Below are 18,463 nucleotides of genomic sequence, written 5' to 3'. Positions count from 1 at the left end.
CAAAAAGGTGAATTGAGTTACCAAATCCAGGTTTTTTCGGGCGTTATGCAGGAGTCCATGCGAATGTCGTATGGGTTAATGTCTTCGATTATAGCAATTGGTTTGAAGAAAGAGAGCCCTGTTTTGACAGCATCGGGCCGACATTTGGCTAAGAACCGATCGTAATATCCGCCACCGTAGCCAACCCTGTAACCTCGCTCGTCAAACGCCAGTAAAGGAATGCAAATGCGGTCGATGCCCTGAACATCAACGATTTGAGAGGTCGCCGGGTCCGGTTCGGGGATTCCCCACTGATTAGTAACCAGGCGGGTTTGGGTATCTAAAACATAATGTTCCATTTCCTTTGTTTTCGGAATTACATATGGCACCACAATGCGGAGTTCCGGAAACATCAGCCGCAATCGCCTGATAATGTTCCAGGTGTCGATTTCCTTTTTGTTGATTTGCGGTAAAAAAATATGGATTGTCTCGCCGCCATTTATCGCGAGCGACGCAAAGAGATTTCTGGCGATAAGATCATTCTTGAGTGAAACTTCATCGTCGGGGAGATTGAGTCTTTTTTGTAGAAAATCCCTGCGTAACGAAGCCTTGTCCATTATTTTTCTGTTTTATACTCACTGGCAATATCGAAAATTAGACTAAGGCTGCCAAAGTTAACTCCTTAACAATGTTCTCCTTTTTTCGCCTTTTTACGCTATTGTTTGTACTTTCACGCTCGCATTTTAAAATCTTTAACCATAGTTTATAAACAAGACATGAGCAAAATTAAAGTTGCAAATCCCGTAGTGGAGCTTGACGGAGACGAAATGACCAGGATTATCTGGAAGTTTATTAAAGAAAAACTTATTCTGCCATACCTGGATCTGGATATTAAATATTACGATTTGGGCGTGGAATACCGCGACGAAACGAATGACCAGGTTACCATAGATGCGGCGAATGCGATAAAAGAATATGGTGTGGGGATCAAATGCGCTACGATTACGCCTGACGAAGACCGCGTGAAGGAATTCAACCTGAAACAAATGTGGAAATCGCCAAACGGAACGATCCGTAACATTCTGGACGGAACTGTTTTCCGTGAGCCTATCGTAATGAGCAATGTTCCCCGTTTGGTTACTAACTGGACAGCTCCTATCATCGTTGGCCGTCACGCTTTTGGCGATCAATATAAAGCAACAGACTTCGTTGTGCCTGGAAAAGGAAAGCTTACCATCAAATTTGAAGGCGAAGACGGACAAGTGATCGAGCACGAAGTTTACCAATTCAAAGGTGCGGGCGTTGCCATGGGAATGTATAACATTGATGAGTCGATCCGCGGATTTGCTTACGCTTGTTTCAATGTTGCATTGGACAAAGGATGGCCCCTTTACCTTTCGACAAAAAATACAATCCTTAAAAAATACGATGGCCGTTTCAAGGATATTTTCCAGGAAGTTTACGAAAGCGATTATGCAGGAAAAGTGCATTACGAGCACCGTTTGATCGATGACATGGTTGCTTCTGCATTAAAATGGGAAGGAAACTTTGTATGGGCTTGTAAAAACTATGACGGTGACGTTCAGTCAGATACAGTTGCACAAGGTTTCGGTTCATTGGGCTTGATGACTTCTGTTTTGGTAACACCAGATGGCAAAACCATGGAAGCTGAGGCTGCGCACGGAACGGTAACACGTCACTATCGCGAGCACCAAAAAGGAAAACCAACTTCTACAAACCCAATCGCGTCGATCTTCGCCTGGACACGTGGTTTGGCATTCCGTGGTAAACTGGATAACAACCAGCCTTTGATCGATTTCAGCCTTGCCCTTGAAAAAGTGTGTATTGAAACGGTTGAAAGTGGGAAAATGACCAAGGACCTTGCTGTTAACATTCACGGAAACGATGTGAAACACGGCGAGCATTACCTATATACTGAGGAATTCCTTGACGCGATTGACACCAATCTGAAAGCGGCATTGGCGTAACTCACTGAGAATTCATTACAAAAGCCACTGATTCTTCACGGGTCGGTGGCTTTTTGTTTAGGTATCATTTTGGTATAGTATATTATATTCCAAATGTTACCCCCATAAATAAGTTGAAGCGAAATTTGTTACGCATATTGATGCTGTTTCTTTACCTGTCGTTCACAGGTGTGGAATCATACAGCCGGCCCATGCAAATATCTGATGATCAGCCCGTCGAAAAGGCGGACTCTGTTAGAAAGATTGTTTTGCAAAAGGATATTATTGATGTGCTAAAAGGCTTGCGGAAAAAGCACCGGCAAGATTCAGTAAAGGTGGATACAGTTTTGAAGACGGGGAAAGTGCTCTTTTCCATTGTGCCCGCTTTTGGCTATACATTGACCTCGGGTCTGATCGGTTCAATGAATGTAAATTCCGCATTTTATTCCAGTAATCCGCAAAAAACGAGGTTGTCGAGCATTACTGCAAACTTCATTTATACCCAATACAAGCAAATCACCATTCCACTCCAAGCCAGCATTTGGACGCGGGATAATGATCTTAACATTTTAACGGATTGGCGTTACTTTAAATATCCCCAGGACACTTATGGTCTCGGGCCTGATAGTGAGCTGAGTGATGCTTCCGGGATTGATTATAAGCACGTTCGACTTCACCAAACGGTTTTGAAAAAAGTTACCGAGTCATTTTATGCCGGAATCGGGTTCTTTTATGATTACCGTTGGCGTATAAGCCAGGAAGATAGCAATGCCGACGTTACCAGATATGGTCTAACCCCAAAATCAATTTCAGCGGGCCCGGTTGCAACATTGGTTTACGACAACCGCACAAACTCCATTAATCCTGAAAAGGGCTTTTATACCAGCGTGCAATATCGGTCGAGCCTGAAAAAGCTTAACAGCACTAGTAACTGGAATTCAATCGTTGTTGATATCCGAAAATACTTCAATCTTCCGCAGGGCAGCAGAAATACACTGGCGTTCTGGAACTATAACTGGCTCGTTGTAAGTGGAAAAGCGCCCTATCTGGATCTTCCGAGTACAGGCTGGGACCCGGCCACTGCCATGGGTCGCGGTTACATTCAAGGCCGATTCCGTAGTCCAAAGTTGCTTTATTTTGAGACCGAATACAGAATGTCCCTTACCCGAAACGGCCTGTTAGGCGCCGTAGTTTTCGGAAATGCCCAAAGCGTATCAAACTGGCCAGCCAACAACTTTACCAAAGTCGCACCCGGCGGCGGAGTCGGGCTAAGGATAAAAGTCAACAAAAAATCCAGAGCCAATGTTGCTATTGACTATGGTTTTGGTATGAAAGGTTCGAGGGGTTTGTTTGTGAATTTAGGGGAAGTTTTTTAGAGGAAGTTCTGGTTACTGAATGTTTGACAATTCGAGTTAGGATGCTTAATTTTATCTAAGCACACTATACTCTAATGTACAAATTGATTTTTACTAATAAAGCTCTCAAAAGCTTAAAGGCGATCCCTAAGCGCGACGCTTCGCAAATCTTGGAAAAGCTGGAGGAACTTTCAGCAGATCCAAATGAAGCACGAAATGTAAAGCGATTGCAAAGTCATCCGATAGCGGTTTTTCGTTTGAGAATAGGAGACTATCGCGTTCTTTTTGACAAAGAGGATGCGTTAAAAATTATCGAGATAATCGATATAGGACACAGAAAACACATTTATTAATGAACCTACATGCACAAATTATAGAGGAATCGGGAAAACCGAAATTTGCTGTTCTCCCGATCGCTGAGTATGAATCCTTGCTTAATGAACTGTCAGACTTTGACAGCATTGAAGATCTTGCGGACTATCTACGAGCAATTAAAATCAAATCAGAAAACAAAACCTGGCATACGCTGGATGATGTCAAAGCTGAATTAGGCATTTAACCTAATCCTCCCTCCCTTCTTTCCGATTTGGATCCGCCATTCTGACGATTTTCGGTGAGAATTTGGCTAGCACAGTGACAAGGTCATGCTGTGCGGCGATGACGTCGTCAATGTTTTTGTAAACCATTGGCGATTCATCGAGATCGCCGCCGATAAGCTGAATTCCCGCATCTTTCAAAACATTATTCATTTCACTTCTCGTTGTTGTCGAAAATGCTTTCGTGCGTGACATTACGCGCCCGGCACCGTGTGAAGCAGAATTTATTGCCTCAGCGCTGCCCTTTCCACGAATTACATAACCGGGCTGGCTCATTGATCCGGGAATAATGCCCAACTCATTGGCCCCAGCCGGGGTCGCGCCTTTTCTATGGACAATTACATCGGTGCCGTCCGCTAACTGCTCTTTCCAGGCGAAGTTGTGGTGGTTTTCGATCATTCTTATTGGCTTATGTCCTAGCTCCCGGGCAATCTTATTATGAATTTCATGATGATTTGCGGAAGCATATTCTCCTGCCAGATTCATGGCGATCCAGTATTCCTGGCCTTCCTGCGTGTTCAGATCGAGCCAGGCAAGATGCGCAGCCTGCTTGGGAAGAACTGTCTTTTGCATGGCCAGTTTGGAATAATGATTTGCAACATTACCACCAAATCCGCGAGAACCGGAATGAGAAAGCAGCGACAAATAAGTGCCTTTGGGAAGTTTCAGTAATGTATCATCCTCAAAAACTTCCACGATTCCCCATTCAACAAAATGATTCCCGGTGCCAGAAGTCCCCAACTGCCGGTAAGCTTTGTCTTTAAGATTGCGAACAATTTTGACCGAATTCCATTCCGCAAGATCCATGACGCTATCGTCATATTTGCGCGTTGTTTCCCCGCCCATGCCGAATTTCGTATTTTCAGTCAGGATCTTTTTAAGCAAATGCGGTTCGCGTTTGAGATAATCGGCAGGCAAGTCAAATACAGACATGCACATGCGGCAGGCAATGTCAACGCCCACAGCAAACGGGATTACTTTATCCGCTTCTGTCGCCAGCACGCCGCCTATAGGCAAGCCATAACCCTGGTGTGCGTCCGGCATCAGCGCGCCGGCAATTGAAATAGGCAAACTTACAGCCGTTTCCATTTGCAATAAAGCGCCTTCTTCAATGTGCTCTTTCCCAAAAACCGTATAATGCAGTTTTTCTTCCCTCAGATCAAACTTATGCTTTGACTGTCCACCCTTTTCCTCTAATGTTAAAACAGCTTCTTCATTGTATATCAGCTCCTTGCCGTCGTCCGTGAGTGTTATTTCCTTTCCATTCCTTTTGTATTCGTAAAAGATTTTGGCTAGGTTGGTCACTTTGTTTCTGGACAGAGCAAATTTTTTCGGGCTGTTTATCATTTTGGCCAGCAGCAGAAATACTTTTTCCTTGGGATATTTAGCACGTTGGTGCAAACCGTTCGCAACGCGCAGCACAGGCGCATGCAGCTCGTCGGGAATGTTGGCCAAAAATTTTATCTCGTCAATGTTGATTTCCGTATCCATTTCCATGTTGTTTTAAGTTAGAAAAAATCATCTATCCTTAGACGCACATTTTTTCGTTTGGTAACGCCACTTTTTCACAAATCTTTCTTTGCATTACACAATACAACTTCTAAAAAACACGTACCTTTGCGGGCAATTTGTTCATACAGATCGCAGTATCTTCTTTAACTAAATTATTGTTGCAATGTCCGCAGTAGCAGAGCAAACCCAGGTTGCACCACGGTTATTGGCCGACCGGATCAACGCACTCGAAGAATCTTCGACGCTTGCGATGACTAAAATGGCACGTGAATTGGCCGCACAAGGTCACAAAGTAATCAGTCTGAGCGTTGGAGAGCCAGATTTCAAGACGCCCGCACACATCTGCGAGGCTGCTAAGAAGGCCATTGATGATGGTTTTCATGGTTATTCACCGGTAGCAGGTTATCCTGATCTGCGAAAGGCAATTGCTGATAAGTTAAAGCGCGACAATAATATAGATTGGAAACCAGAAAATATCGTGGTTTCGACGGGAGCGAAACATTCTCTGGCTAATGTAATCCAGGTTTTGATTAATCCGGGCGATGAGGTTGTAATCTTCGCGCCTTACTGGGTTAGTTATTCCGAAATGGTGAAGCTGGCTGAGGGAAAGTCGGTTGTGATCAATGGTGCTTTTGATAATGATTTCAAAGTGACCGCTGCGCAATTGGAAGCTGCCATCACGCCACGCACCAGAATTGTAATGTATGCTTCTCCAAACAATCCAACCGGAGCAGTTTACTCAGAAAATGAGCTTAGGGAGATCGCAGCAGTGATTGAAAAGCACGAAGATGTTTACGTGTTGGCTGACGAGATCTACGAATATATTAATTTCACGGAGGAGGGCCATTTTAGCATTGGCTCCATTCCAGCATTAAAAGACCGTGTTATTACTGTGAATGGTGTAGCAAAAGGTTATGCTATGACGGGATGGAGAATCGGGTTTACAGCTGCTGCGAAGTGGATTGCCGATGGTGTTGAAAAATTGCAGGGACAAGTTACTTCTGGAACCAACTCGATTGCCCAAAAGGCGGCAACGGCTGCATTTAACGGCCCTATGGAACCTTCCATTGAGATGACAAAAGCATATGCACGTCGTCGTGATCTTGTTGTTGGTTTGCTAAGAGAAATTCCCGGATTTAAGGTAAATATGCCTCAGGGAGCGTTCTACGCGTTCCCGGACGTAAGTTATTACTTTGGAAAGTCGGATGGAACAACACAGATCAATGACTCTGACGACTTCTCGAACTGGTTATTGAACAACTCATACGTTTCAACAGTGGCTGGTTCAGGTTTTGGAGCCCCGGATTGTATCCGTATTTCAACGGCAGCTGCTGACGAATCGCTGGTGGAAGCTGTTCAACGCATTAAAGACGCGGTAGCAACTTTAAAATAATAAAAATTGAAATCATAAAAGCCTCATAGGTGTTACCTGTGAGGCTTTTGTATTCCCGGGTAAACGCAACCGGCCGCTAATCGCAATATCTGTATCAATGAGTAAGTATTATTTTTTGAAAGTTAAGGAAATCGAGAAAGAGACCGAGGAAGCTTCGACGCTGCATTTTTGGCATCCGCTAAATGAGGTTGTCGCATACAGGCCGGGCCAGTTCCTGACCTTGCTTCTACCGGTTGACGATAAAAAAATCAGGCGGTCCTACTCCATGTCAAGCTCGCCTTACACGGATGTTTCTTTGGCTATTACAATTAAAAGAGTTCCCGGCGGCTACGCATCTAATTTGCTGCTGGATTCAGTTAAAGTAGGTGATACATTGGAAGTTATGGAGCCTATGGGCGCATTTTTTCCAAAACAGAATGATGATCAGACCCGGCAAGTTGTTTTCATAGGAGCGGGGAGTGGCGTAACACCATTGTTTTCTATTTTGAAATCAATATTAATGGTGGAGCCGGAAAGTGAGGTTTTCCTGATTTATGGCAGCAGAAATGAGGAGAGCATCATTTTCAAAAATAAGCTGGAAGCCTTGCAGGCGAAATATGGCGAGCGATTCAATTTGGTGCATACATTAAGCCAGCCTACCGAAACCTGGGAAGGAGAAAAAGGACGTTTGAATAAGAGCCATTTGCTCAAAATAATAGAAAAGCTGCCTACATTGAATAAGTCCGAAGCAGAATTTTTTCTTTGCGGGCCGGAAGATATGATGGAAGAGGCGCACAGGGCATTAGCCATTCTGGCTGTTCCAGAAAACAAGATCCGGAAAGAGAGCTTTATGACGGCAACAGCCGCACAACCTGGCGAAGTGACTTTGGAAGAGGAAGATGATACGTTAAAAACGCGCGAAATTACTTTGTTTTACGAAGGCGCGGAATACAAGCTGCCGGTAAAACCGCACGAAACAGTTCTTGAAGCAGCATTGAATATGGATATTGACTTGCCGTATTCTTGTCAGGCGGGCATGTGTACGGCTTGCTTGGGCAGATGCACTTCCGGGAAAGTGCATTTGGATGAAGAAGATGCACTTTCGGAGGCGGAATTGAACGAAGGGTTTATTTTAACCTGCGTGAGCCACCCGATGAGCGACGATGTGATTATTGAAGTAGAATAAGATAAGCAGTCAAAAATAAAGCGGGCAATGTCTTCACATTGCCCGCTTTATTTTTATTATTTGTTGGGAACCGGTGGTTTCGGTGCTGCTGGCGCTTTTGCCGGCTTTGCGGGAGCTGGCGGAGGCGGGGGCGCTTGTCCGTTCCGGATGGACGTGGCCTTTGCAGGTCGGGGAACCCGTGCAACTCTTGGCCTGGGCATTGATCTCGCTTCATATCTGGCAAGGCCAAGTGACTCGATTCCCATTTTCTCACTGATAGCCTCCATTTTTTCGCGAAGGCTTTCAACTTCTTTTTCAAGATTACGGATAGGTTCTTCTGCCTTCAATGTTTCCTTTCTCGTAGAGGCAATTTGTGCATTCAATTCGGAGATCGCTTGCTCCTGCACTTTGATTTGTTGCTCAAAATCAGCCAATTGCTTTTCCAATTCCGATTCATTGGTTTTGGCATCATTGGAGCGGGACCTTTCCAAAAGTGATGATCTTTTTTCCATCAGATCTTCCCTCAACTCCCGAGCTCCGTCTTTCTTCCAATCGAGCTTCTCCATGTCCCTTTGTATACGCTCCACATCGAACCGGTATTTTTCCATTTCAAGTTCAATTTCCTCAATGCGCTGATTATAAGGTTCCATCTCCGCTTGCAACGCCTGCAATTTGCGGTGTATCTCATTCATTTTCTTTTGGGTAGAGTCGTCCATGAAAGGAACTGCTGCTATTCCGGAGAGATCGATATCAGGGATTTCGAATTCTGGAATGTCGAATTCAGGGACGTATACTTCGGGAATTTCAATGTCGGCTAGTTCTACAACTGGTTCAATTCCGTCGAATTCAACAATAGAATCATCTCTTACTGCATATTTATTAGGGGATTGTTTTTTCTTGGTGGCATGTTGCACCGATTTTTTTGTCTTTTCCTTTTCACTTTTCTGAGCCACTGCATAAACTGAAATCCCAATAACAAGGCTTAAAGCAAAAAGCATGATCGGCAGATTTCCCAGCGTTCTAGCAGGCTTTGGATTTAAACCCAAAACTCTTTGCACCCTTTGCAGCAACAACGGTTTTTTTGAAGCAAAGGCCATTGCCAAGCCAGGCGTATGCTGCCATTCGGCTACTTTCACCAGTGCGTGCGCCAACGACATCTTGTCTCCGCAAACACTTAATGCAATATCATCACAGCAATGTTCACGCTCGGCGCGGATGCGATCTGATAACCACCAGATGGCAGGATGAAAGAAGAAAACAACTTCCACAAAAGATTGTAGCATGTTGATCAAATAGTCGTTGCGCCTGATATGTGCAAGTTCGTGGGCTAAAATCGCCTCCACTTGCGCCGTAGAAAACCCAGAAAGCAATCCTATCGGGATCAATACAACGGGGCTCAGCGCTCCAATGACCATAGGCGTTACGATTTTTGCCGTCTCCCGGAATTCCACGGATTGTGTAATGTTCATTTTGGCCGTCATCACACCGAATCGAGCGCGCCATTCTTTGTCCATGACAATGTTTGCTTTCACGCGAAGCCTTTCCGTAAAAATCCATCCGCCTGCAAAACGCAGAAGCAGAAATGCCGCTCCAATGAGCCAGCAGACCACAAGCTCGCTAATGTGGGCAGAAAGCCACATTTGTACTTTAAAGGAAAGAGGGAGTTTTGAATCAATTGCGCGGCTTACCGTTGAGCTGGCGTAATGAAAGATTTTGGCGGAATTATCCGTAACAGCCGCTCCAACCTTAGCCGCTGACGTTGCTTTAAAATCATAATAAATAAATGTGAGTGCGGATAACAAAACCTGGGCGGACAGAAATCCCACGCCAACGATGTATTTCAGGTTAGCAGATTTACGGCGAAGCAGATAAAAACTCGCAATAGCAATAACTGCGATTAAGGTGCCTTGCCAAAGCGAATGAATTAATGTCCAGCCGAAGGATGCAATGGCAGTGTCAGAAAGAAGGTTTTGGATAAGTTTCATGGCTAACGGTTGTTTTCCAGGTTATTTAATAACTCACGTATTTCGTCTAATTCTTGTTTGGAAGTAGAGTGATTCCCCAGCGCTTGCATAACCATTTGCGCCGCCGAACCTTGAAAGGCAGTCTCCACCAATTTCCCCAGCAAATTTTGCTGCGTTTCCTCTTTCCCCAGCAGCGCTACATAAATGTGCGAGCGACCTTGTTCTGTGCGATACAAAAGCCCTTTGTCGTGCATGATCTGCATTAACTTTAATGTGGTTGTATAACCGACATCTTTGGTTGCGGACAGTGCATCATGAACCGCGCGCACTGTGCTTGGCCCGGCTTGCCATAGATAATTTAGAATTTCTAACTCGGAGTCTGTTGGCTTGATATACATGGCGGAAATGTTATACGATAATCTTCGTATCAAATGTCTACGAAAAAAATCGTAGATGCAAGCCTTAACTACGATTTTTTTCGTAGTTAAATGTTAAAAGAAGTTAAAGTGCTGATTTGGAAGGATATAAAACGCAAAAATCCAGCTGAGCTCAGCTGGATTTTCCTTAATAAACAAAATATATTTTTAAACGTAAGTGTTTAGCATCACTGGCATAACCAGCATTAGGATGTCTTCATTCTCTTCCTGATCGACAGGAATTATTAAACCAGCACGATTTGGAGCCGATAATTCAAATGTAATTGTCTTACTGGAAAGGTTGCCTAACACTTCAATAAGGAACTTAGCATTGAAGCCAATTTCCATATCATCACCATTGTATTCGCACATTAAGCGCTCGTTTGCTTCATTGGAATAATCAAGATCTTCGGCAGAAATAACAAGGTCATTTAACGACATTTTCAGGCGAACCTGGTGCGTTGTTCTGTTTGAGTAAATAGAAATACGTCTTAGCGAGCTAAGGATTTCCATTCTGTTAATAGTAAGTGTATTCTGATTATTTGTAGGAATTGCATTCTCATAATCCGGGAAACGCTCGTCGATCAAACGGCAGATCATTCGAATGTTTCCAAAGCTGAAAAATGCATTGCTCGATGTGAATTCGGCCTTAACCGGCAGATCCTCTGATGGCAAACATGATTTCAACAAATTCAATGCTTTGCGCTGAATGATCATGGAAGTATCTACCTCAGACTTAATGTCTGTGCGGCGATATCTTACCAATCTGTGACCGTCTGTTGCCACGAAAGTTGCGTTTTCTGTTCCCATTTGAACAAAAACCCCTGTCATAGCAGGACGAAGATCATCCGTGCTCGTTGCGAACAATGTATTAGCAATAGCAGCACCTAATGACGAGGAAGAAAAGTCAACGGACTGGCCGCGATTAACAGCTGGTGTTTTCGGAAAATCAATTGGATTCTCACCTGAAAGCTTGTAACGACCGTTATCAGAAATGATCTCGGTCCCGAATGTCTCGCCATTTACTTGCAATGTAATCGGTTGTTCAGGCAGTCCCCTAAGCGTATCCAGCAACAATTTGGCCGGAATGGCAATGGCTCCTTTTTCGGATGACTCCACTTCAATCTCGGTGATCATCACCGTTTGAAGGTCAGAAGCCGTAACCGTTAATGTATTTCCTTCCAGTGATAAAAGGAAGTTCTCAAGAATGGGCACAATTGGGTTCGTTGAAACGACACCGTTTATAGCAGACAGCTGTTTAAGTAGAACTGATGACGAAACGACAAACTTCATAATTCGTGACGTAAGTGTTTAGATGATAAAATTATATATAGCGGATTTCGAAAAATCGTTTTGTAGAGAACAAAAGTATAAAAAATTACCGACGAAGCACCGTGCTCTAAGCGAATTTTCGGGTTCGGATGTAGTAGCGTAATGCGCCAAAAACTCCTATCAAGGCTATGGGGAGCAGTAAATTAAGTGCCTGCCAAAACTTCTTGTTTTCCCGGATCTGGATTTTGTCCAATGCCCGAATGTCAATTTGTTTGCTGCGTGCACTGATCAGTCCATTTGCATCCGTCATATAATCAAGCGCATGCATCACGAAGTCCTTGTTTCCGAAGGTTTGTCTGGTCACCCTGTCATAACCCAATGGCAATGGCGCATTCCTTTTATAATCATAATCGTTCACAATGATATCCCCGTCTGAACAAATGATGACTTTGGCAGGGTTTCCGGTTGATTTAAATTTTGCCGCTTTCGGGTCACCAGGCAAAATCCGGTTGGCGAAAAGGGAACTGAAGGTTCCTTCTAAAAGAACACCGGCCAATTTTAGCCCCGTATTGTAAGTTGCCGGATCAGGATCCTTGCGCGCCTCATTATAACCTACAAGCACAGGTGCGTTGACGATCTGCGTATTTTCTGACGTCATCAGCAAAGGCGTTTTCTTAATGTTGTCAGCGCCTCCAACTGTATCGATCGAGCTAAGAAACCTTGTATAAACGGCATTAACATTCCTTGTAATCGTATGTCTGCCAAAATTGTTCAACAAGGGAAAAAAGCGCCATGGCACGGGTCTAATGTCTGGTTTGTCACCCACGTTGCCAACATTTAAAAGGATTTCCGCGCTGCTTTTGAGATCCTTAACCAGGTTCGTGTTAACCCTTGCGCCCCATTTGAAAAAGAGATCGTTGAGATTCAGGTCCAATGGCTGCGCATAATTCCCGTCCAGACTAACGCTGTCGACACGTGCCCCATCCACGAAAAACAATGCATTGCCGCCGCCCATAATGTATTGGTCCAGCTTATATTTTTCATCATCCGAAAAGGCGCTGTCGGGTTTTAAAACGAGCAATGCATCCAGTCCTTCATAAGATTCCGGATTATTCATGTCCAGGAACACGTCATAATTCTGCTGGATCGTTGCAATTAAGTCGCTTAGTCTTGCCGGGGATATTTTGGTATGGCTAACAACGAGCCCGACTTTTTTATGTTCCTGGTTGCCCAGCAGCCGGATAGCGGACGCTATTTCAAATTCAACTCCTTCATAAGACTGGTTAAGCTGCTCTTCCGGCGAGCTGAACTTATTCCCTTTTAAAAGCTGAACCGGAACAGATAATGTATCTGCCTGAACAATTGCACCTGGAAAAACGATCTTTTCCGTCCGCTTCCCGTCTTCATTATCGAATATGTTTGTCGGGGTAAGACCTCTGTCAACCAAATTCAGAAACTGTTTTTGCCGTTGTTCTTCACTGGTTGCTTCGGAGGGATCAGAATAGTTAACGATCAGGTGGCCATTAGAATAAGTTTTAAACTCTTCCAATGTTTCCCGTGTGGCGCTTTCCAATCGTTCAAATCCCGCAGGTAAATCGCCACTTAGGTAAACATTAACAATAATATCCTTGTCAAGATCGCCTAAAAGCTGTTTTGTAGCGTCAGAAATGCTGTATCGCTTGTCCTGTGTCAGGTCCCATCGGAAGAAGAACTGTGAGGCCAAAAAGTTTACTCCGGCGAGCAAACCTACAATCAAGACAAACCGGAGCGTTGTATTTTTCATTCAGGAAGATACGGCCTTTGGGCAGATTTAGATATAAACAAAAAATGGACGATGCTGTGTCCAGTATAAACGTCCATTTTTTGCAAAAATATAAAAAACCAAAAATGAATTGGTTAATAATTATTTCAATACATCCTCAGATTGGGGAAAGACAGGGTTATTGTAGATGAAAACGCCGTTATAATCTTGCTTAACGGGCACCTGCGTCACAAAATTTCTATGATAAGGCAATGCTTGTTCAGTCGAATAGTGGCAGACAAATGATTTCCTGGTTTGCTCCGGATTGGTGATCATCGAGCCGCCGTGCGCCAGCGCTGCATGCCAGATCAGCACATCGCCTTTTTTTATGAGCAATGTTTCTTTCGGATATTGATGTTCTGCACAGGTTTGATCGAGATATTGAGCAAATTCAAGTGGAGATTTTGTCGAGTCTTTTTTGAACAAAATACCGCTTCCGAAGTTAAATTTTGGCATTTTGTGAGAACCAATGTAATAGTAAAGCGGGCCGGAGTCAATTTTAATGTCCTCTAACGCAATCCACGCGGCGGCCAGATGACTCGGAATTTTTGCTGTAACCCAAGGGAAATCCTGATGTGTAGGCTGCTGGCTTCCGTACATAAAAACCAAACTCTGCATGACCACAATCTTTTGATTGAAAATCGCTTCCAGGAATGAAACAATGTAAGGATGCGTCATCAACTTTTTCCCAGCCACCGATGAGTTATGGAAGTCGTTGATCTTCACATATTTGCCTAGCAACGCTTCTTTCGGAAATTCCTTAATGTTCCTTTCCTGATTGGGTTTGAATTCATCCAGGTCAATACGGACCGAGAGGTCATATTTATCGGGATTCTGCACCAGCTTTTGAAAATCTCCCCAGAAATTATCTATCATTTCTTCCGGGATGATCTTTTCCAGCACAACGTAACCATTTTGTTCCCAGCTCCTTAACTTATCAGCCATGTCATAGGGAACATCGTAGCGAGGCGGATTTTTTTTCAAAAAACCTGCGATATCGGCGTTAGATTTGTCGATCCAGGGAAGCGTCGCCTGATCAAATTCCTTAATCGGAAAATAATGATCTTTAATTGATTCGGCTTTGCGAAGGACGCGCTGAACAATGCTCATAAGTGAATGGGTTAGAGAAAAATGACGTTTACCAAATATAATCAAAACCACTTCGGGTGACCGAGCAAATGTGTCACCGTTACTAACTACTTATTAAACGTGCACGTGTTGTTATCAGGATATTTGTAATAGGACTTGTAATTGGTTGCTTTTGGATTCATGCAACCCTTCAAATTCAGCAATTCGATGTTCCGGAAATCGATAGGGTGACTTTCGGCCTGCAATGCAATGTAGCCGCTTCCCAACGGCGTATTGTCTTTACGAACCCATTCCGCTTCGCTGCCCACTTTTCCGTCTTTAAACGTATGATTTTTACCAACATAGCCGCCACCGATTTTGGGATTGGTAAATGTCAGAACTGTATCGCCTTCGATCATATGATAAACAATAGAGTCGCCCAGTACAATCGCCTCAGCAGTAACCCATTGGTCGCCGTTGTATGTTTTTGAAGTGGAGTTAATGCAATGCGCCTGATCTACTTTTCCATTGATCTCGACAATGGTCCCGGGTGTGCAAAGGTTGCCGGTTGTCCGCTCGCCAGCATTCAAACCTCCCAAATATTGCATTTCCAGAGAAATAGGGAAGTCCTGATCCAAACCTAAACTAGCCGCCGACTGCGAATGCAGCATTATGCCGCTGTTCCTGACATTCCAGGAAGCGCCACCGGGAACCTGATTGCCTGTAAAGCGATATTGCAATCTGATTTTATAGTGGGAAAAAGGCTTGTTGTAATACATATGCCCGTATTCGGTGGTGAATTTGTCATATTCTTTATAATTCACCCGAATCATATTATCCTCAACAATGAAGGTGTTCTTATAATTATCATTCACCTTATGTCCTGCAATCTTAATGTCCCAACCCGTAAGGTCTTTACCATTGAACAGAGATTGCCATTCCTCCTTATCGGCAGCTTTTTGGGCTTGGGAAGTGAGGGAGAGGATCAGTAAAAAAGCTACGAGTTTCAGGGTTCTAAGCATGTCAGGGGATTGGAGTTTCCTTTAACATCAAAGCTTCTAAGTACATCAATCTAACATTCATCCGTAAAGTTTAACGGCACATATTTACCGGCGGGTAATTTGTTTGCTATTCTTCGAAACGCGGTGCATATATTTCCTTGAGGTAGAACACACACTAGAATAAAGAGAAATGTCACCTGTTGAAAGGAAAGAACTCGAAGAAGAGATAATTTATCTGAAATATATTCTCGATTTTTACAGTGGATCGGAAGGCGAATTATCAAGTTTGAAAGGGCCTAGGCTAGAAGCACATATTAATGGTATTTTGGATCGATTACTTGAACTCAAATCAATTCTAGACGCATGAACCAACAGATTATCCCTAAGTCCTTACGTAATGCATTCACCAGATTTTCAGCATTGCAAAGTGAGGAAGAAAAAAAAGAATTTTGGAAGGAAATGGCCCGGAACAAAGATCAGTTTGCCCCGGGAACATTAGATATGGAAATTGAAAAAGGCCTGATAGCTTTATCTGATCGTGTTGACGAGCTTTTGAAAAAAGTGAAACAGGCCGTATAACTATCGCCGCTTACGCCTTTCTTTTGGCTTCGCGGATGAAGATGATCTGGACGATGACGTTGAGGAACGGCTGCTTTTTCCTGACGATCTCGATTCACGCGACTCTCTGGGACGTCTGTCCCTGTCACCAGAACCATTGTTATTCCGAACCGGTGAAGGAATTGTTCCAGCCAAATACAGATCCATGCTTCTGCGTGCAAGGTTCGTATCTTTCACTTTTACCTTCACCTTTTCTCCGAATGTGTAAATCTTCTTGGTGCGCTGGCCGATGATGCGGTAATTTTCTTTGTCGAGCTCGTAGTAATCATCGCCAAGATCCGTCATGCGGATAAGTCCTTCGGATGCTGTTTCTGTTATTTCAACAAAAATCCCGAATTCCGTGACACCTGTAACGATCCCGTCAAATTCACGATCCTTATCCATCATACTCATGTACTCCACTTGCTTGTATTTAATAGAAGCCCTTTCAGCCTCCGCAGCAAGTCTTTCTCTTTCAGATGAATGCTTCGACGCATCTTCATAACTGTCCCTTGGAACCGAAGCACCGCCGTCCAGATAATGCTGTAAAAGTCTGTGCGCCATCACGTCCGGATAACGGCGGATTGGCGAGGTGAAGTGTGAATAGCGCTGAAATGCCAGCCCGAAGTGTCCGAGATCCTCAACGCTATAACGCGCTTTTGCCATTGTTCTCACGGCAAGTGATTCAATGAGGTTTTGCTCGGGCTTTCCTTCCACTTTGGAAAGCATGTTGTTCATGGATTTGGCAATCTTATTTTCCTCTTCCACTTCTAATTTGTAGCCCAACTTGCCAACGAAGTTTGCAAATGTCTGCAACCGATCCGTATCCGGCGCTTCGTGTACGCGATAGACCATCGTATTTTTGGCCTCGCCTTTTGAAAGCGAATACACGTATTCCGCAACGCGTTTATTAGCGAGCAGCATGAATTCTTCAATCAATTTATTGGAATCATGGCGCTCTTTTTGATAAATCCCAAGCGGCTTTCCGTTCTCGTCCAGTCTGAAACGGACTTCCGGGGTTTCAAAATTAATAGCACCATTCTTAAACCGCTCTTTACGCAAAATCTTCGCCAGCGTATTCAATGTATGCAACTCACGCGGATAATCTCCTTCTCCCGAATCCAGAACTGCTTGTGCTTCTTCATAAGAAAAGCGTCTGTCCGAATGGATGACCGTCCTGCCAAACCATTCTTTCAGGACTTTGCCTTTTGGACTTATTTCAAAAATGGCTGAAAACGAAAGTTTATCTTCATTCGGTCGGAGCGAGCAAAGGTTGTTGGACAACTTTTCCGGAAGCATTGGAACCGTCCTATCCACCAGATAAACCGATGTTGCGCGACGGTAAGCCTCCTTTTCCAATTCAGTTCCCGGCAAAACATAATGCGAAACGTCTGCAATATGAACGCCCACCTCAACCACACCCTCATCCAGGTAACGCACAGAAAGCGCGTCATCGAAGTCCTTCGCATCAACCGGATCAATGGTGAAAGTCAGCACATCCCGAATATCCCTGCGCTTTTTAATGTCCTTTTCGGAAATTTTATCGGGAATCCGCTGCGCCTCGGCTTCCACCGTTTCAGGAAAATGATAAGGAAGTCCAAATTCCGCAAGAATCGCATGCATTTCGACATCATTGTTACCGGCTTTTCCCAATACCTGAACAATTTCACCCTCTGCCTGGCTTCTTCTGGTAGGCCATTGCGTCACTTTTACAATCACCTTATCACCATCTTGCGCCTCCTTAACCTCCTCTGGTTCAATATAAATAGGGTCAAAAAGCTTTTTGTTATCTGGCTGGACAACTGCATAACGCGAAGTAATTTCAATAATCCCGACAATCTCAGTCCCCGAACGCTCCACAATTTCTGCAACGCGTCCCTCCACGCGACTCTTACCAGAGTCATTGCGGCCAGACCTTGAATTACGGCTGTTTTTTGTCAGCGGCTGAACGGTAACAATGTCACCATCCCAAGCGCCATTCAGCATTTCGGATTCTATATAAATATCGTCCTCGCGGCCCTCAATAATGACGAAGGCAAATGATTTATTTACCCGGTCCACGCGTCCTGTAAGGCCTTTCTTAACCTCTTTATTCGGACCGGCAGAATAACCGCCATTTTGATGCACAAGCCTTCCTGCCTCTTCAAGCTCATGAATAATTTCGTTAATAAGCTGTTTTACCTTCTTATCCTGAACTCCAAAGTGATCATGGACATCGAAAGGGCGGAAAGTATGCTCGCTGTTTAAATCGAAAAAAGCCGCAATATCAGCTTTCAGATTATCAATGTAGGAAACAATATGATGAGGCGTTCTGACCTCTTTTTTATCATTGCCTTTGTTAATTTTTATTTTTTTGTCTTTCATTTATTCTTTTATATAATGCCTTCACAAGGGTGAA

Annotated in this window: 16 protein-coding genes; 7 read left to right on the top strand and 9 right to left on the bottom strand. The window is 44.0% G+C overall.

Features of this window, described 5'->3' with window-relative positions:
* Window positions 1-17: 17 nt before the first annotated feature.
* Entirely contained in the window at window positions 18-596 is a 579-nt protein-coding gene (locus B5X68_RS21730) for a 5-formyltetrahydrofolate cyclo-ligase (RefSeq protein WP_082216859.1), read from the bottom strand.
* Between the two features lie 159 nt (window positions 597-755).
* Between B5X68_RS21730 and B5X68_RS21725 the strand changes: the two genes are divergently transcribed.
* From B5X68_RS21725 to B5X68_RS21710, 4 genes are all read left to right on the top strand, one after another.
* The gene (locus B5X68_RS21725) at window positions 756-1,967 is read left to right on the top strand and encodes an NADP-dependent isocitrate dehydrogenase (RefSeq protein ID WP_082216858.1); all 1,212 of its coding nucleotides are present in this window, start codon (window positions 756-758) and stop codon (window positions 1,965-1,967) included.
* Window positions 1,968-2,158: 191 nt separating this feature from the next.
* Window positions 2,159-3,322 carry a BamA/TamA family outer membrane protein gene (locus B5X68_RS21720; protein ID WP_141110373.1) on the top strand — a complete coding sequence of 388 codons (1,164 nt, stop codon included), beginning with the start codon at window positions 2,159-2,161 and terminating at the stop codon, window positions 3,320-3,322.
* 74 nt (window positions 3,323-3,396) lie between these two features.
* Complete coding sequence (locus tag B5X68_RS21715; protein ID WP_082216856.1) at window positions 3,397-3,654, top strand: type II toxin-antitoxin system RelE family toxin; 258 nt, start codon at window positions 3,397-3,399, stop codon at window positions 3,652-3,654.
* Complete coding sequence (locus B5X68_RS21710; RefSeq protein WP_082216855.1) at window positions 3,654-3,860, top strand: prevent-host-death family protein; 207 nt, start codon at window positions 3,654-3,656, stop codon at window positions 3,858-3,860. The genes B5X68_RS21715 and B5X68_RS21710 overlap by 1 nt, the downstream gene beginning before the upstream one ends.
* Before the next feature lies 1 nt (window position 3,861).
* On the opposite strand, the gene B5X68_RS21705 is transcribed toward B5X68_RS21710, so the two are convergent.
* A complete protein-coding gene (locus B5X68_RS21705) occupies window positions 3,862-5,388 on the bottom strand; it encodes an RtcB family protein (protein WP_082216904.1) in 1,527 nt (508 codons plus the stop codon).
* Window positions 5,389-5,572: 184 nt separating this feature from the next.
* Between B5X68_RS21705 and B5X68_RS21700 the strand changes: the two genes are divergently transcribed.
* Entirely contained in the window at window positions 5,573-6,802 is a 1,230-nt protein-coding gene (locus tag B5X68_RS21700) for a pyridoxal phosphate-dependent aminotransferase (RefSeq protein ID WP_082216854.1), read from the top strand.
* 97 nt (window positions 6,803-6,899) lie between these two features.
* The gene (locus tag B5X68_RS21695) at window positions 6,900-7,967 is read left to right on the top strand and encodes a ferredoxin--NADP reductase (RefSeq protein ID WP_082216853.1); all 1,068 of its coding nucleotides are present in this window, start codon (window positions 6,900-6,902) and stop codon (window positions 7,965-7,967) included.
* Window positions 7,968-8,023: 56 nt separating this feature from the next.
* Here the strand turns inward: B5X68_RS21695 and B5X68_RS21690 are convergent, their stop codons facing one another.
* From B5X68_RS21690 to B5X68_RS21665, 6 genes are all read right to left on the bottom strand, one after another.
* On the bottom strand, window positions 8,024-9,931 hold the full coding sequence (locus B5X68_RS21690) for a M56 family metallopeptidase (protein ID WP_082216852.1): 1,908 nt from the start codon (window positions 9,929-9,931) through the stop codon (window positions 8,024-8,026).
* A gap of 2 nt (window positions 9,932-9,933) precedes the next feature.
* On the bottom strand, window positions 9,934-10,308 hold the full coding sequence (locus tag B5X68_RS21685; RefSeq protein WP_082216851.1) for a BlaI/MecI/CopY family transcriptional regulator: 375 nt from the start codon (window positions 10,306-10,308) through the stop codon (window positions 9,934-9,936).
* Between the two features lie 186 nt (window positions 10,309-10,494).
* Window positions 10,495-11,619 carry a DNA polymerase III subunit beta gene (gene dnaN / locus B5X68_RS21680; RefSeq protein ID WP_082216850.1) on the bottom strand — a complete coding sequence of 375 codons (1,125 nt, stop codon included), beginning with the start codon at window positions 11,617-11,619 and terminating at the stop codon, window positions 10,495-10,497.
* A gap of 106 nt (window positions 11,620-11,725) precedes the next feature.
* Window positions 11,726-13,381 (bottom strand): gliding motility-associated ABC transporter substrate-binding protein GldG, encoded by a 1,656-nt coding sequence (gene gldG, locus B5X68_RS21675; RefSeq protein WP_082216849.1) that lies wholly within the window; start codon window positions 13,379-13,381, stop codon window positions 11,726-11,728.
* A gap of 120 nt (window positions 13,382-13,501) precedes the next feature.
* Window positions 13,502-14,509: a phytanoyl-CoA dioxygenase family protein gene (locus B5X68_RS21670; protein ID WP_082216848.1), complete on the bottom strand. Its 1,008-nt coding sequence runs from the start codon at window positions 14,507-14,509 to the stop codon at window positions 13,502-13,504.
* 86 nt (window positions 14,510-14,595) lie between these two features.
* On the bottom strand, window positions 14,596-15,489 hold the full coding sequence (locus tag B5X68_RS21665) for a 3-keto-disaccharide hydrolase (protein ID WP_082216847.1): 894 nt from the start codon (window positions 15,487-15,489) through the stop codon (window positions 14,596-14,598).
* Between the two features lie 342 nt (window positions 15,490-15,831).
* On the opposite strand from B5X68_RS21665, the gene B5X68_RS21660 reads away from it, so the two are divergent.
* Window positions 15,832-16,047, top strand: coding sequence for a hypothetical protein (locus B5X68_RS21660; protein ID WP_082216846.1), 216 nt, complete (start codon window positions 15,832-15,834; stop codon window positions 16,045-16,047).
* Here the strand turns inward: B5X68_RS21660 and rnr are convergent, their stop codons facing one another.
* A complete protein-coding gene (gene rnr, locus B5X68_RS21655; RefSeq protein WP_082216845.1) occupies window positions 16,048-18,429 on the bottom strand; it encodes a ribonuclease R in 2,382 nt (793 codons plus the stop codon).
* Between the last annotated feature and the right edge of the window lie 34 nt (window positions 18,430-18,463).

This window comes from Dyadobacter psychrophilus (assembly GCF_900167945.1).
GTDB classification, from domain to species: domain Bacteria; phylum Bacteroidota; class Bacteroidia; order Cytophagales; family Spirosomataceae; genus Dyadobacter; species Dyadobacter psychrophilus.
Note: the sequence above shows the minus strand (reverse complement) of the source record. Positions and strands in the feature narration are given on the sequence as shown.

Coding starts and splice junctions, on each gene's coding strand:
- B5X68_RS21665 (WP_082216847.1), bottom strand. CDS start 15,489: ATGCTTAGAACCCTGAAACTCGTAGCTTTTTTACTGATCCTCTCCCTC.
- B5X68_RS21690 (WP_082216852.1), bottom strand. CDS start 9,931: ATGAAACTTATCCAAAACCTTCTTTCTGACACTGCCATTGCATCCTTC.
- B5X68_RS21710 (WP_082216855.1), top strand. CDS start 3,654: ATGAACCTACATGCACAAATTATAGAGGAATCGGGAAAACCGAAATTT.
- B5X68_RS21695 (WP_082216853.1), top strand. CDS start 6,900: ATGAGTAAGTATTATTTTTTGAAAGTTAAGGAAATCGAGAAAGAGACC.
- gldG (WP_082216849.1), bottom strand. CDS start 13,381: ATGAAAAATACAACGCTCCGGTTTGTCTTGATTGTAGGTTTGCTCGCC.
- B5X68_RS21720 (WP_141110373.1), top strand. CDS start 2,159: ATGCAAATATCTGATGATCAGCCCGTCGAAAAGGCGGACTCTGTTAGA.
- B5X68_RS21730 (WP_082216859.1), bottom strand. CDS start 596: ATGGACAAGGCTTCGTTACGCAGGGATTTTCTACAAAAAAGACTCAAT.
- B5X68_RS21725 (WP_082216858.1), top strand. CDS start 756: ATGAGCAAAATTAAAGTTGCAAATCCCGTAGTGGAGCTTGACGGAGAC.
- B5X68_RS21700 (WP_082216854.1), top strand. CDS start 5,573: ATGTCCGCAGTAGCAGAGCAAACCCAGGTTGCACCACGGTTATTGGCC.
- B5X68_RS21685 (WP_082216851.1), bottom strand. CDS start 10,308: ATGTATATCAAGCCAACAGACTCCGAGTTAGAAATTCTAAATTATCTA.
- B5X68_RS21660 (WP_082216846.1), top strand. CDS start 15,832: ATGAACCAACAGATTATCCCTAAGTCCTTACGTAATGCATTCACCAGA.
- dnaN (WP_082216850.1), bottom strand. CDS start 11,619: ATGAAGTTTGTCGTTTCGTCATCAGTTCTACTTAAACAGCTGTCTGCT.
- B5X68_RS21715 (WP_082216856.1), top strand. CDS start 3,397: ATGTACAAATTGATTTTTACTAATAAAGCTCTCAAAAGCTTAAAGGCG.
- B5X68_RS21670 (WP_082216848.1), bottom strand. CDS start 14,509: ATGAGCATTGTTCAGCGCGTCCTTCGCAAAGCCGAATCAATTAAAGAT.
- B5X68_RS21705 (WP_082216904.1), bottom strand. CDS start 5,388: ATGGATACGGAAATCAACATTGACGAGATAAAATTTTTGGCCAACATT.
- rnr (WP_082216845.1), bottom strand. CDS start 18,429: ATGAAAGACAAAAAAATAAAAATTAACAAAGGCAATGATAAAAAAGAG.